Origin of the sequence: Gordonia ajococcus (assembly GCF_012974285.1) — a bacterium.
GTDB lineage: Bacteria > Actinomycetota > Actinomycetes > Mycobacteriales > Mycobacteriaceae > Gordonia > Gordonia amicalis.
Genome location: NZ_CP052884.1, coordinates 1,958,825 through 1,973,276 on the forward strand (window position 1 = coordinate 1,958,825; position 14,452 = coordinate 1,973,276).

General features: G+C 63.2%; 7 protein-coding genes, 3 rRNA genes and 1 pseudogene. 8 read left to right on the forward strand and 3 right to left on the reverse strand.

The window, feature by feature from the left end; genetic code table 11:
- Positions 1–94: 94 nt before the first annotated feature.
- The 3 genes and pseudogenes from GAA2_RS08985 to GAA2_RS08995 all read left to right on the forward strand — a co-directional run.
- Positions 95–1,174: pseudogene (locus GAA2_RS08985) on the forward strand (iron-containing alcohol dehydrogenase); the annotation flags it as partial.
- Positions 1,174–2,559, forward strand: coding sequence for a MadS family sensor histidine kinase (locus tag GAA2_RS08990; RefSeq protein WP_282707222.1), 1,386 nt, complete (start codon positions 1,174–1,176; stop codon positions 2,557–2,559). The pseudogene GAA2_RS08985 and the gene GAA2_RS08990, both read left to right, overlap by 1 nt.
- The gene (locus GAA2_RS08995; protein WP_024497352.1) at positions 2,556–3,227 is read left to right on the forward strand and encodes a MadR family response regulator transcription factor; all 672 of its coding nucleotides are present in this window, start codon (positions 2,556–2,558) and stop codon (positions 3,225–3,227) included. The genes GAA2_RS08990 and GAA2_RS08995 overlap by 4 nt, the downstream gene beginning before the upstream one ends.
- Here GAA2_RS08995 and mftM read toward each other — a convergent pair.
- Positions 3,220–4,095, reverse strand: a complete 876-nt coding sequence (gene mftM / locus GAA2_RS09000) for a mycofactocin oligosaccharide methyltransferase MftM (protein WP_024497353.1) — start codon at positions 4,093–4,095, stop codon at positions 3,220–3,222. The two genes, GAA2_RS08995 and mftM, sit on opposite strands and share 8 nt — an antisense overlap.
- 728 nt (positions 4,096–4,823) lie before the next feature.
- Here mftM and GAA2_RS09005 point away from each other — a divergent pair.
- The 3 genes from GAA2_RS09005 (at position 4,824) to rrf (ending at position 10,154) form a co-directional block, all read left to right on the forward strand.
- Positions 4,824–6,342: ribosomal RNA gene (locus GAA2_RS09005) — 16S ribosomal RNA — on the forward strand.
- 453 nt (positions 6,343–6,795) lie between these two features.
- Positions 6,796–9,924 (forward strand): 23S ribosomal RNA (locus GAA2_RS09010).
- 113 nt (positions 9,925–10,037) lie between these two features.
- Positions 10,038–10,154, forward strand: a 5S ribosomal RNA gene (rrf, locus tag GAA2_RS09015).
- Together the 16S, 23S and 5S rRNA genes form the textbook arrangement of a ribosomal RNA operon.
- 106 nt (positions 10,155–10,260) lie before the next feature.
- Here rrf and GAA2_RS09020 read toward each other — a convergent pair.
- Positions 10,261–11,127 (reverse strand): universal stress protein, encoded by an 867-nt coding sequence (locus GAA2_RS09020; protein ID WP_159406293.1) that lies wholly within the window; start codon positions 11,125–11,127, stop codon positions 10,261–10,263.
- A 141-nt stretch (positions 11,128–11,268) separates the two neighbouring features.
- On the opposite strand from GAA2_RS09020, the gene glsA reads away from it, so the two are divergent.
- Positions 11,269–12,702, forward strand: a complete 1,434-nt coding sequence (glsA, locus tag GAA2_RS09025; protein ID WP_191834894.1) for a glutaminase A — start codon at positions 11,269–11,271, stop codon at positions 12,700–12,702.
- A 49-nt stretch (positions 12,703–12,751) separates the two neighbouring features.
- Positions 12,752–13,435, forward strand: a complete 684-nt coding sequence (gene nucS, locus GAA2_RS09030; RefSeq protein ID WP_191834895.1) for an endonuclease NucS — start codon at positions 12,752–12,754, stop codon at positions 13,433–13,435.
- Positions 13,436–13,442: 7 nt separating this feature from the next.
- Here the strand turns inward: nucS and GAA2_RS09035 are convergent, their stop codons facing one another.
- Positions 13,443–14,396: a hypothetical protein gene (locus tag GAA2_RS09035; RefSeq protein ID WP_191834896.1), complete on the reverse strand. Its 954-nt coding sequence runs from the start codon at positions 14,394–14,396 to the stop codon at positions 13,443–13,445.
- Between the last annotated feature and the right edge of the window lie 56 nt (positions 14,397–14,452).

Consider the following 14,452-nt stretch of genomic DNA (forward strand, 5'->3'; position numbering starts at 1 on the left):
GCAGGGTGGCACGCGCCGACGCAGCCCCGGTCATGTCGCCAAGTTCCACGCCCCCGAGATCGTGCTCGGCCCGGGCGCATTCGGCGAGGTGCCGCTCGCCACGTCGGGGCTCGGGATGCGCCGCCCGCTGGTGGTGAGCGATCGCGGTCTCGAGGGCACCCGCTGGTACGCGCAGCTGATGTCGGGGCTGGCCGCGGCGGGGCTGGACGCCACCTCGTTCGTGGACGTGTCGCCCAACCCGCGTGCCGGCGAGGTCACCGCGGCGTTCCTGGCCTACAAGGCGCACGATGCGGACGGGCTCGTGGCGCTCGGCGGGGGATCGGTCATCGACGCGGCCAAGGGGGTCGCGGTGCTCGCCGCCAACGGCGGTCACATCCTGGAATACGAGGGAATCGATCGTGCCCGCCGGCCGTTGCCGCCGCTCGTCGCCGTGCCGACCACCGCCGGGAGCGGTGCCGACGTCTCGCAGTTCTGCATCATCAACGACGGACAGCGCCGCACCAAGGTCACCATCATCGGCCGGTCGCTGGTGCCGGACCTGTCGGTGAGCGATCCGGAACTGCTCACCACGGTGCCGGCCGAGGTCACCGCACAGGTCGGGATGGACGTGCTGACCCACTGCGTCGAGGCCTACGTCTCGCTCGCGCACGGCCGGATGACGGATTCGCTTGCACTGGAATCGATCAGCGGTGTCTGGACGCATCTCGAGCGACTGGTCGACGACCCGCTCGACAAGGTCGCGGCGGAGGAGATGTCGCTGGCGTCGCTGCGGGCCGGGATGGCGTTCACCAACGCGATCCTCGGCGCGACCCATGCGATGAGCCACCCGGTCGGCGGGCATTGCGACGCCCCCCACGGTGCGATCAACGCGGTGCTGCTGCCGCATGTCATCCGCTACAACGCGGAGGTGTGCGCCGACGGATTCGTCGACCTCGCCGGGGCGATCGGCCTGTCCACCGACGGGAATGCGCGCATGGTCGCCGACCGTCTGGCCGATGCCGTGGCGGGCCTGGGTGCACGGGTCGGGATGCCGGAGTCCCTGGAGCCGTTGGGCGTTCGCCTCGGCGATCTCGATCGTCTCACCACGCACGCTCTCGCGGACTCGTGCATGACCACGAATCCGCGCCGTCCGCAGGCGGCGGGGATTCGTGACCTGTACGCGGCGGCACTGTGATGGTCGGCGCCGCGCGGGGGCCTGACCCCGAACGGGAGCCCGACCGGTCCGATCTCGACAGCCTCGTCGGTCTGCGCAGCGTCAAGGGCAGTCATTACGCGCAGTACCGCGGGGTCGAGGCCCGGCTGAGCCGGGTGGTCGGCGCTCTCGAACGGATCTCGCGGGCGCTGGTCCGCACCGCCGAAGGGCCCGAGGCGCTGGTCATCTCGGTGGTCGAGGCCGCGCGTGACCATCTGGGTGCGGAGTGGGTGGTGTTCGGGCTCGCCGACGGACGCCTGGAGCGATCCGCCCCGCGTCACCTGATCAGCTCCGGCAGCGGCAGGTTGTACGCCTTCGAGGGGTCGTCGACCGCCTCTCCGCCCGACGGGCTGCCCGACCAGGTGCTGAACCGGCTCAACGACATCCTGCGCGGCCACGAGCCGCTGTTGCACCGCCCGATCCTGTCCACCGACCACGTCCATGTCCCGGTCGAACTCGACGGCAGCGTCGTCGGCGGCCTGTCGGCGTGGACCCCGTCCGAGCGCGTCGTCGACCCGACGGACGTCGTGGTCCTGCGGATCCTGGCCAGCCAGGCGATCGTCGCCCTGCTCAACGCCGAGCTGTTCTCCGAAACACATCGGCACGCCGCGGAATTGGCCGAACGAAACGATGAGCTCGAGCGGGCCCAGCGTGAGTTGTCCGCCGCGATGCGCACCACCGTCCTCAACGAGGAGCGGTCGCGGATCGCGCGCGAGTTGCACGATTCGGTCACCCAGTCGGTGCTCTCGGCGGGCGTGCAGATCGAGCTGTGTCGCGACCTCGTCGACGGTGCGGCACTCGAACGGCTGCAGATGGCCGGCCGTCTCACGAAAGAAGCGGTCGAGCAGCTGCGGACGTTCATCTACACGCTCAACAACGCCGCGAGCGTCCCGTCGCCGAGTGTCCGGGAGGTCTTGACCGAATTGTGCTCCCTACACATGCCGCCCGACCTGACCACCGCGGTCCGCATCCGGGGACGCTCCCGCGACCTGACCGGCGACGTCCAGCACGCGCTGCTCCGGATCGCGGGGGAAGCACTGTTCAACGCCGCGATCCATGCGCGGGCCGACGAGGTCACGGTGACCCTCACCTATGCGCCGGAGCAGGTGTCGCTGTCGGTCGACGACGACGGGGTCGGCGACCCCGAACATCTGCGGCGCGTCCTGCGGACCGCGTCGCTCGGCGACCTCGCCGCCGGACGCCACCGCGGCCTGGCGAACATGGCCTCGCGGGCCGCCGAGCTCGACGGCGAGATCCGAATCCGCCGGTCACGGGCGGGTGGCATCCGAGTGACCGCGACCCTGCCGACGGGTGCGGGATCGCCGTCCGCGTCCGATTCCGGAGCCACGACCAGGGAGTTGCCGTGAGCACCGACAAGACGAGCACCGGTAAGCAGGCCAGGCCCATCCGCACACTGCTGGTCGACGACCACGCCCTGCTCCGGGAGGGGATGCGCTCGCTCCTCGAACGCGAGGACGTCGTCGAGGTGGTCGGCGAAGCCGACTCGCACGACGCCGCGCTCGCGGAGGTCAATGCGTGCCGACCGGATGTGGTGGTCGTCGATCTCAAACTGTCCGCGGGTACCGAATACGAGGGACTGCGCGTGATCAAGGACATCGCACAGCGTCACCCGGAGGTCGCGGCGCTGGTGCTCACCACATTCCTCGACGACGACCTGGTGGTGCGGGCTGTTCGCGCCGGCGCGCGGGGATACGTCGTCAAGGATGTCGACACCACCGAACTGGTGCGCGCGATCCAGGCCGTCTCGACGGGTGGCAGTGCCTTCGATCCGCGCAGCGCGGCGGTGGTGTTGCGGACCGTCTCCGGGGAGGCCGAGACCACCGAAACCCTCAGCGACCGAGAACGTGAGGTCTTGCGACTGCTCGCCGATGGCATGTCCAACAAGCGGATCGGGGAAACGCTGTATATCTCCGAGTCGACGGTGAAGTTCCACATCCGCAACATCATCCGCAAGCTCGGGGTCACCAAGCGCACCGATGCGGTCTACACGGCGAGCAAACGGGGGCTCATCTGACCGGCGGGTCCGAGGGGGTGAGGACCAGCCAGCCGCCGTGGTCGACGAACACCTCGGCCCCGGAGTGGGCGACGCTGTTCGCCCAGCTGTGCAGATCTTTCTCGGTCAGCCGGAGACGGTGACCGAAGTGGGGGCTGGGCTCCTCTTCGAAGGGCACCGCGACGACCACCCGGCGCCTCGCCACCCGCAGCGCCTCGGACAGCGCTGCCTCCACACCGCGGGCGTCGAGATGCTCGAGCAGGTGGATGAGCGAGACCATGTCCACGGAATCGTCGTCAAAGGGGAGCGCGGTCGCGTCGCCGACCACGGCGTCGACGGGTACACCGAGTCGCCGCGACGCGCACGCGAGCAGCGACACCGCGCCCGGTGAGATGTCGCAGGCCGACACGTCGTACCCGTCCATCGCGCAGGCCAGCGCGAAGAATCCGAAGCAGGAGCCCACCTCGAGGATCGACGAACCGGTGGCGAGTGAGCGTGCGCGCCGGTGCACGGGAGCGAAGGCCGAAGCCCCGCAACGAAGTTCGCGGATCGAGTTGTCGTAGAACGCCGACCACGCGTCCGCCGAGGTGGCTGCGGAGGTCCGGATGATGCCCACCGCCGCGGATTCGAAGTTCTCCTGACCCGACAACACGCCGGCCTCCACCAGCGAGACCAGCCCGTCGACGACCACCGAGTCGGAGATCGTCTCCTCGTCGAAGGGATGAGCGATCTGGAGGACGCCGGCCACTCGACGCCACGACAGGAGCCCGCAGCGGGCGAACCCCCTGGGGACGAGCCCGGATCGGAGTACCCGAGGCACACGCCCGCGTACGGGTGATGGGTCGAGAAGCGCAGCCGGGAAGGTCGTCGACTGATCGATGGTCGTCATGGACCGACCGTAGAAACATCCTGACCTGCGCATAACTGTCCGAGCGGGGGTGAGTACCTGTCCGAACGGACGGTTTGCGGCGCACGTCACAGTGACCGGCCCGGCGAGAATCTGCACGCGACAGAGCGTTTCGGTGTCGCCCGGCAACCCGTGACCTGCGGCGATGTCCGACTCGGGGAAGCGTGACCAGGCGATTTGACCCTGACGATTCGGTTGCGTAACTTTCTTCAAGTCAGCGCGCCACGGCGCCGCCCCGGAAGACCTGAGAGGGTCCGGCCGGGGAGTGGAGACCGGGCTTTGCGCAGACCGCCCCCGAACTTCGAGTTCGAGACTTCGTGTCTTGGACGAGGTGTGCGGGGTTGCCAGATCCCCTGAGTCCGAAAAACTTCGGATTTGCGGACTGAGGATCGGGTCTGGTAGGCTGGAAGAGTTGCCCCGGAGACGGGGTTGACGCGGAAAGTCAGGACAAAGTCTGCTGGTGAAAGCCCTTGTGGGGGTGAGTATCTGGTGGGTGTGTGTTCTTTGAGAACTCGATAGTGTGATGATGAATTGTCTGATGCCATTTTGGCATCGTGCATTCTTTATGGATGTAGATGTTTATTGTGTGTGGCGCTCGGCCCCGTCTGGGTGTCACATGTTTTTGCTAGTTTTGGATTGGTCAGGTTTTGCTTTCCTGATTGTGTTGAAACGCTGACACTTTCTGGGTGTTGGTTTTGTTTCGCTATTTTTTCATGGAGAGTTTGATCCTGGCTCAGGACGAACGCTGGCGGCGTGCTTAACACATGCAAGTCGAACGGAAAGGCCCGCTTGCGGGTACTCGAGTGGCGAACGGGTGAGTAACACGTGGGTGATCTGCCCTGGACTCTGGGATAAGCCTGGGAAACTGGGTCTAATACCGGATATGACCTTACATCGCATGGTGTTTGGTGGAAAGCTTTTGCGGTTCAGGATGGGCCCGCGGCCTATCAGCTTGTTGGTGGGGTAATGGCCTACCAAGGCGACGACGGGTAGCCGACCTGAGAGGGTGATCGGCCACACTGGGACTGAGACACGGCCCAGACTCCTACGGGAGGCAGCAGTGGGGAATATTGCACAATGGGCGCAAGCCTGATGCAGCGACGCCGCGTGAGGGATGACGGCCTTCGGGTTGTAAACCTCTTTCACCAGGGACGAAGCGCAAGTGACGGTACCTGGAGAAGAAGCACCGGCCAACTACGTGCCAGCAGCCGCGGTAATACGTAGGGTGCGAGCGTTGTCCGGAATTACTGGGCGTAAAGAGCTCGTAGGCGGTTTGTCGCGTCGTCTGTGAAATTCTGCAACTCAATTGTAGGCGTGCAGGCGATACGGGCAGACTTGAGTACTACAGGGGAGACTGGAATTCCTGGTGTAGCGGTGAAATGCGCAGATATCAGGAGGAACACCGGTGGCGAAGGCGGGTCTCTGGGTAGTAACTGACGCTGAGGAGCGAAAGCGTGGGTAGCGAACAGGATTAGATACCCTGGTAGTCCACGCCGTAAACGGTGGGTACTAGGTGTGGGGCTCATTTCACGAGTTCCGTGCCGTAGCTAACGCATTAAGTACCCCGCCTGGGGAGTACGGCCGCAAGGCTAAAACTCAAAGGAATTGACGGGGGCCCGCACAAGCGGCGGAGCATGTGGATTAATTCGATGCAACGCGAAGAACCTTACCTGGGTTTGACATACACCAGAAAGCTGTAGAGATATAGCCCCCCTTGTGGTTGGTGTACAGGTGGTGCATGGCTGTCGTCAGCTCGTGTCGTGAGATGTTGGGTTAAGTCCCGCAACGAGCGCAACCCTTGTCCTGTATTGCCAGCGGGTTATGCCGGGGACTTGCAGGAGACTGCCGGGGTCAACTCGGAGGAAGGTGGGGATGACGTCAAGTCATCATGCCCCTTATGTCCAGGGCTTCACACATGCTACAATGGCTGGTACAGAGGGCTGCGATACCGTGAGGTGGAGCGAATCCCTTAAAGCCAGTCTCAGTTCGGATTGGGGTCTGCAACTCGACCCCATGAAGTCGGAGTCGCTAGTAATCGCAGATCAGCAACGCTGCGGTGAATACGTTCCCGGGCCTTGTACACACCGCCCGTCACGTCATGAAAGTCGGTAACACCCGAAGCCGGTGGCCTAACCCTTGTGGAGGGAGCTGTCGAAGGTGGGATCGGCGATTGGGACGAAGTCGTAACAAGGTAGCCGTACCGGAAGGTGCGGCTGGATCACCTCCTTTCTAAGGAGCACACAACATCACGTGTTTCTGCAGGCGTATGTTCTGCGGCGCGTGTGTGTTCGAGGGTGAAACATCAGACAGGCTCACCGCTTCCACACGTGTGGAGGTTGGGGGTTGCTGCCAGGTCGTGAGGCCGGCGGGTTCATCGCACACTATCGGGGTTCTGAGGGAACACGCTTTGTGTTGTCTCTGACCTAGCTGGTTGCTGTGAGATTGTGTTGATCTGTCCTGTGATGGGGCGGGGAGCGGTCGAGTGGTGGTCGGTGTGTGTTGTTTGAGAAGTGCATAGTGGATGCGAGCATCTTTATTTCAAATCAACAATTTTTTGTTGGTCTGTGATTTAGCAGAAAGAATGTTTTGTGATGTCTACATTCGATCCTCGCCGAGCATGATCCTTTCGGGGTTGTGTGTGCAGCTTTCGGGTTGTGTGGTGGGGGTGGTTTGTAGGTGTTGTTGTAAGTGTGTAAGGGCGTTCGGTGGATGCCTTGGTACCAGGAGCCGATGAAGGACGTGGTAGGCCGCGATAGTCCTCGGGGAGTTGTCAAACGAGCTGTGATCCGAGGGTGTCCGAATGGGGAAACCCAGCACGAGTGATGTCGTGTTACCCACCTCTGAATGTATAGGGGGTGTGGAGGGAACGTGGGGAAGTGAAACATCTCAGTACCCATAGGAAGAGAAAACAAAAGTGATTCCGTGAGTAGTGGCGAGCGAAAGCGGATGAGGCTAAACCATGCGCATGTGATACCGGGTAGGGGTTGTGTGTGTGGTGTTGTGGGGTTCATCTTCTTCCATCTACCTGTGGAAGCGTGAGTCAGAAAATCGTGTGTTAGGTGAAGTGGCCTGGAATGGTCTGCCGTAGACGGTGAGAGTCCGGTAGCTGAAAACACATGGTCTTGCGTGATGTTCTCCCAAGTAGCAGCGGGCTCGTGGAATCTGCTGTGAATCTGCCGGGACCACCCGGTAAGCCTGAATACTTCCTGGTGACCGATAGCGGACAAGTACCGTGAGGGAAAGGTGAAAAGTACCCCGGGAGGGGAGTGAAATAGTACCTGAAACCGGACGCTTACAATCCGTCAGAGCCTGCGCCTTCGGGGTGGGTGATGGCGTGCCTTTTGAAGAATGAGCCTGCGAGTTAGTGCTCGGTGGCGAGGTTAACCCGTGTGGGGTAGCCGTAGCGAAAGCGAGTCTGAATAGGGCGTTTGAGTCGCCGGGTCTAGACCCGAAGCGGAGTGATCTACCCATGGCCAGGGTGAAGCGACGGTAAGACGTCGTGGAGGCCCGAACCCACTTCAGTTGAAAATGGAGGGGATGAGCTGTGGGTAGGGGTGAAAGGCCAATCAAACTCCGTGATAGCTGGTTCTCCCCGAAATGCATTTAGGTGCAGCGTCACATGTTTCTTACCGGAGGTAGAGCTACTGGATGGCCGATGGGCCCCACAGGGTTACTGACGTCAGCCAAACTCCGAATGCCGGTAAGTGAGAGTGTGGCAGTGAGACTGCGGGCGATAAGGTTCGTAGTCGAGAGGGAAACAGCCCAGATCGCCGGCTAAGGCCCTAAGCGTGTACTAAGTGGAAAAGGATGTGGGGTCGCGAAGACAACCAGGAGGTTGGCTTAGAAGCAGCCACCCTTGAAAGAGTGCGTAATAGCTCACTGGTCAAGTGATCCTGCGCCGACAATGTAGCGGGGCTCAAGTACACCGCCGAAGCCGCGGCACTCACACAATAGCCCGTTGGTTTTCTACGGAGAATCAACCAGGTGTGTGGGTGGGTAGGGGAGCGTCCTGCATCCGTGGAAGCCACAGAGTGATCTAGTGGTGGAGGGTGTGGGAGTGAGAATGCAGGCATGAGTAGCGAAAGCAGAGTGAGAAACTCTGCCGCCGAATGACCAAGGGTTCCTGGGCCAGGCTAATCCGCCCAGGGTGAGTCGGGACCTAAGGCGAGGCCGACAGGCGTAGTCGATGGACAACGGGTTGATATTCCCGTACCCGTGTATCCGCGCCCATGCTGAATCAGTTGTACTAACCATCCAGATCCCCCAGGAGCACCTTCGGGTGCCGGGTGGGGTGATGCATGGGACCTTGGCTGGTAGTAGGCAAGCGATGGGGTGACGCAGGAAGGTAGTGGGGCCAGTCAGTGGTTGTACTGGTGTAAGCCTGTAGGGCGTGTTCTAGGCAAATCCGGAACACATAGAGCCTGAGAGGTGATGCGTAGCCGTTGCGGTGAATTCCATGATCCTATGCTGCCGAGAAAAGCCTCTAGTGAGTTGGTACACGGCCCGTACCCCAAACCAACACAGGTGGTCAGGTAGAGAATACTAAGGCGATCGAGAGAACTGTGGTTAAGGAACTCGGCAAAATGCCCCCGTAACTTCGGGAGAAGGGGGACCCATCCTGGTGACGAGATTTACTCTCTGAGCTGGTGTGGGTCGCAGAGACCAGAGAGAAGCGACTGTTTACTAAAAACACAGGTCCGTGCGAAGTCGTAAGACGATGTATACGGACTGACGCCTGCCCGGTGCTGGAAGGTTAAGAGGACCGGTTAGTTCCTTTCGGGGAGCGAAGCTGAGAATTTAAGCCCCAGTAAACGGCGGTGGTAACTATAACCATCCTAAGGTAGCGAAATTCCTTGTCGGGTAAGTTCCGACCTGCACGAATGGCGTAACGACTTCTCTGCTGTCTCAACCACAGACTCGGCGAAATTGCAGTACGAGTAAAGATGCTCGTTACGCGCGGCAGGACGAAAAGACCCCGGGACCTTCACTATAGCTTGGTATTGGTGTTCGGTTCGGTTTGTGTAGGATAGGTGGGAGACTGTGAAGTGGGCACGCCAGTGTTCATGGAGTCGTTGTTGAAATACCACTCTGATCGTATTGGACTTCTAACCTCGGACCCTGATCGGGTTCAGGGACAGTGCCTGGTGGGTAGTTTAACTGGGGCGGTTGCCTCCTAAAAGGTAACGGAGGCGCCCAAAGGTTCCCTCAGCCTGGTTGGCAATCAGGTGTTGAGTGTAAGTGCACAAGGGAGCTTGACTGTGAGACGTACATGTCGAGCAGGGACGAAAGTCGGGACTAGTGATCCGGCACCGGCAAGTGGAAGCGGTGTCGCTCAACGGATAAAAGGTACCCCGGGGATAACAGGCTGATCTTCCCCAAGAGTCCATATCGACGGGATGGTTTGGCACCTCGATGTCGGCTCGTCGCATCCTGGGGCTGGAGTAGGTCCCAAGGGTTGGGCTGTTCGCCCATTAAAGCGGCACGCGAGCTGGGTTTAGAACGTCGTGAGACAGTTCGGTCTCTATCCGCCGCGCGCGTAAGAAACTTGAGGAAACCTGTCCCTAGTACGAGAGGACCGGGACGGACGAACCTCTGGTGTGCCAGTTGTCCCGCCAGGGGCACCGCTGGTTAGCTACGTTCGGAAGGGATAACCGCTGAAAGCATCTAAGCGGGAAGCCTGTTCCAAGATGAGGTTTCTCACCCCCTTTGCGGGGTTAAGGCCCCCTACAGACCATGGGGTTGATAGGCCAGAACTGTACGCACAGCAATGTGTTCAGGTGACTGGTACTAATCGGCCGAGGACTTACCAACAACACCCACACACCACAAAACATTCTGTTTTGGTGTGTTCGCATCCACTATGCATCTTCTGAGACAACACACGAACAAACAAACACCAGCGGTTTGTGGTTGTTTCACATTGTTACGGCGGCCATAGCGGAGGGGAAACGCCCGGCCCCATTCCGAACCCGGAAGCTAAGCCCTCCAGCGCCAATGGTACTGCACCTTAATCAGTGTGGGAGAGTAGGACACCGCCGAACACAACTTCCACTGTGGCCCTTCACGACACCAATCGTGAAGGGCCACAGTGCATTTCACGGACTTGCGATGAACTCGCGCAGCAGAAGAGTGAGCTCGGGAGCGCTGTCAGTCGGAGCCCTTGGGCACGACGATCATCGGTACCGATACCGCTCGGAAGATCTTCGCGGCGGTGGTGCCCAGGAACAACGTGTTCGGGGCGGCCAGCCGGCTCGACCCGACCATCACCACATCACCGTCGTGCCATTCCAGCGCCCCGATCGCCTCTTCGATCGTCGCGCCTTGGGCGACGGTCGACGTCACCGGGAAATGCTCCGGCAATTGCTTTCTCGCTTCATCGAGAGTGCGCTGAGCATGTCGTCGGGCAGATTCGATCGCGGCGTCCTCGGGGACGTTCCGCCAGGGCTGCATGTCGTCGATCGCGAGAATCGAGACCAGCCGGATGGGCCGGTGCGCCCGGATACCGCTGCGGATCGCGGTCTCGAACAACAGCGGAGCTCCCGGCCGGTCCCCGATCGTCACGGTGATCTCACGAACCTCGTCGGCGCCCAGATGCGCGAACCCGGGCGGCGCGACCGCCACCGGGATCGGCGACGCGTGCAGGATGTCGTTGACGACCGTCCCCAGCGTGTGGCGGCCCCTGATCCCACCGCCGGCTCCGCCGATCACGAGAATGTCGGAGGCGGTGCGTCGTGCCTCGATGATGAGTCCCTCGGCGGGATTGGCGTGCTCGGCGATCGTCGTCGTGGTCTCGATGTCATCGGGGAGACGTGCGGCCGCCTCGTCGAGCCAGCGGCGCGCCGCGCTGTCCAGGGCGTCGGAGAGTCTCTCCACCGCGTCGTCGGCACCGGCCGGTTCCGGCGGGATGACGATGCAGATCTCGAGTTCGGCGTCGAATGTGCGTGCCAGGCACGCACCCAACGACACCGCGTCCTCGCCCCCGGAGGTGGCGATGTATGCGACGAGCAGCTTCATCGGTGCTCCCAACTGTCTCGGGGCGATCTCACTGGGCCCAGCCTAGTCACGTCCGTGCCCTATTCACCGTTGTTGAGTTCCTCGTGGCGTTCCCCATCGCGTCGGCTACCCGATCGCCCCAGGACACGCTTAGATTGGGCCATGGAATCCCTCGTCGACGGCTACCTCCGTCACATCATGGACGAAGTCCGCGACGACCGGTCCGGTAGCGTCGCCGACTACATCCCCGAACTGGCGGTGGTCGACCCCGAGGGATACGGATTGTCTCTGTGCGTCCATGACGGATACACGTACTCGCACGGGGACTCCGCCGAGACCTTCTCCATCCAGTCGGTGTCGAAGCCGCTGACCTATGCGATGGCACTGCGGAGGCACGGCGTGACCGCGGTGGACGCCAAGATCGGCGTCGAACCGTCCGGTGAGGCCTTCAATGAGATCAGCGTCGACGATCGCCGCCGTCCGAAGAACCCGATGATCAATGCCGGTGCCATCTTCGCGGCGTCGATGCTGCTCCCGGCCTCCCGCGACGTGGGTCGCGTAGACGTCGAGGCGGCGTTCGCCGAGATCCTCGACTTCTACTCGGGCTGCGCGGGGAGGCAGCTCACGATGGACGACGAGGTGTACACCTCCGAGTCGGCCACGGGGTCACGCAACCGCGCGATCGCCTACATGCTCGACAGCTTCGGTGCGCTCGAGACCGATCCGGACGCCGCGATCGACCTCTACTACCGGCAGTGCTCGATCCGCGTGACCACCGAGGATCTGGCCGGTATCGGCGCAACCATCGCCAACGGTGGCCTGAACCCACGCACCGGCCGCATGGTCTTCTCCTCCGAGATCGCGCAGCGTCTGCTCAGCGTGATGACCACCTGCGGCATGTACGACGGGGCGGGGGACTGGGTCACCTCGGTCGGACTGCCGGCCAAGAGCGGCGTCGGTGGCGGGATCCTCGCAGTCCTCCCCGGACAGCTGGGCATCGGCGTGTACTCGCCGCGACTCGACGAGCACGGCAACAGCGTCCGCGGCGTCGAGACGTGCCGGCACCTGTCGAAGGACCTCGGTCTGCACATGTTCAACGTGACCCGCGAGAGCCGGGTGACGATCCGCTCGGTCTACGACCTGGCCGACACCCCGGTGAGTGCCGAATGGAGTGAACGCGAGCGCAGCTACCTCCGGACCTGCCGCGACAAGATCCGTGTCTACGAACTCCAGGGCGACCTGACGTTCGCCGGCGCCGAGAGCGTGCAGCGCCGCCTCGAGGCCGACATCGACCGCTACACGGTGGTCATCGTGGAGATCTCGCGGATCGGTGTCATCGATGCGGTCGCGCGGACGATGGTCCTCAGCATCAAGCGGCTACTCGACGACAGTGGCCGCCGAGCCGCACTCGTCGACCCCGACGGCGTGGTGCGGGCCAGCGTGATCCGCCATCGCGCGGACGGCACCGCACCCGACCTCGACGCCCCGGAAGACCTGAAGGGCTTCGATCCGGCGCTGCCACACGTGCACGCGACGATGGAAGATGCCGTCATCGACGCGGAGACCTTCATGCTGAAGCACTACTACGATCAGTGAGCGGCGCGGGCGCGTGAGTTCGCCGCGGCCGATGCCCTAGGGTGGGCTCGTGCGTCTCGTCATCGCGGAGTGTCAGGTCGACTACGTCGGGCGGTTGACCGCCCATCTGCCCCTGGCCAAGCGCCTGCTGCTGATCAAGTCGGACGGTTCGGTGAGCGTGCACGCCGACGACCGCGCCTACAAACCGCTGAACTGGATGAGCCCGCCGTGCTGGCTCACCGAGGCCGCCGTGCCCGAGGGCACCGCGGCGGAGGCGTATTGGGTCGTCACCAACAAGGCCGGTGAGGAACTGCGGATCACCATCGCGTCGATCGAGCACGACTCGAACCATGAACTCGGCATCGACCCGGGTCTGGTCAAGGACGGCGTCGAGGCGCATCTGCAAGAACTGCTCGCTGAACACGTGGAGACGCTGGGAGCCGGCCACACCCTCATCCGCCGCGAGTACATGACGGCGATCGGGCCTGTCGATCTGCTGTGCCGCGACGCCGCGGGCGGAACCGTTGCCGTCGAGATCAAACGCCGCGGCGAGATCGACGGCGTCGAGCAGCTGACGCGCTACCTGGAACTACTCAACCGCGACACCACCCTGGCCCCGGTGGCCGGCGTCTTCGCCGCACAGCAGATCAAGCCGCAGGCGCGGACGCTCGCCGAGGATCGTGGAATCCGTTGCCTCGTGCTGGATTACGAAGCCCTGCGCGGTGCGGAGAGCACGGAGTTCCGACTCTTCTGAGCTCCGCTCAGGCGTTGGCGCGGGCTTCCGGCGACAGCTTGCGATTGAGCAGTTCGAGGTCGTCGGTGTCGGAGAGCACGGTGTACTCGGAGTCCTCCGGCTGCGCCAGCAACTCGGGCAGTTCGTCGAGCTTGTCGCGGAGCTGACCCAAGTTGGCCGCGATCTCCTGACGGGCACGGTCGGCCGCGTGGGCCATCTCGCGGGACCGGCTCAGGCGTTCGCCGGCGATGTCGAGTGCCGTCTGACGGATGTGATTGGCCTCGTCGAGGGCCCGTTCGCGCTGGTCGGAGAGTTCGGCGTCGTGGCGTTCACGTTCGGCGGCGCGTTCGCGGGAGCTGATCGCCTCCAGCTCGGCGACCTCGGACTTCGCCTTCTCCACGATGCGGCGGGCCTCGTCGGCGGCCGCCTTCATCGTCTTGGTGTGCTCGGCCTCCATCGCCGCGGTGCGTTCGGCGATGAGACGCGCCGACTCGGACTCGTTGGCCGCGGCGGTCTCCTTGACCTGTCGGGCGCGCGCAGAGGCCTCGTCGACGAGCTTCTTCGCCGCCGCCTGCGCCTCGCTGCGGACCCGCTCGGCCTCGGCGGCCGCATCCGATCGCATGTCGGCGGCCTCCTGACGGGCGATCGACAGCGTCTCGGCGGCTTCGGCCGAGGCCTCGGCACGCATCTCCGAAGCCTCGTCGGATGCGAGTTGCAGCATGCGCGAGAGACGTTCGCTCATACCCTGCGCGGTGGTCGGCGGTACCGAGAGTTTGTCGATCTCGCGCCGGAGTTCGGCGATCTCCTCGCGCGCCTCTTCCAGATGGGCGGCGAGCTCGTGTGCGTTGGCGGTGGCGGCGTCGCGATCCGCGGCGAGAACCCGCAGCTCGGCGTCGAGTCGCTGAAGATGGTCGGCGACCTGCTCACGGTCATAACCGCGCATCACGATCGCGAAGGGCAATTGCCGTGCGGGACCTGGCATGCGGGCCAGTGTATCGGAGACGGCCGGACCCTGAAGCGCGGTCGGACTCAGGCTCG

Excerpts from the sequence above, each read along its gene's own strand:
- GAA2_RS08990 (WP_282707222.1), top strand. The coding sequence starts at position 1,174 with ATGGTCGGCGCCGCGCGGGGGCCTGACCCCGAACGGGAGCCCGACCGG.
- mftM (WP_024497353.1), bottom strand. The coding sequence starts at position 4,095 with ATGACGACCATCGATCAGTCGACGACCTTCCCGGCTGCGCTTCTCGAC.
- GAA2_RS09020 (WP_159406293.1), bottom strand. The coding sequence starts at position 11,127 with ATGAAGCTGCTCGTCGCATACATCGCCACCTCCGGGGGCGAGGACGCG.
- glsA (WP_191834894.1), top strand. The coding sequence starts at position 11,269 with ATGGAATCCCTCGTCGACGGCTACCTCCGTCACATCATGGACGAAGTC.
- GAA2_RS09035 (WP_191834896.1), bottom strand. The coding sequence starts at position 14,396 with ATGCCAGGTCCCGCACGGCAATTGCCCTTCGCGATCGTGATGCGCGGT.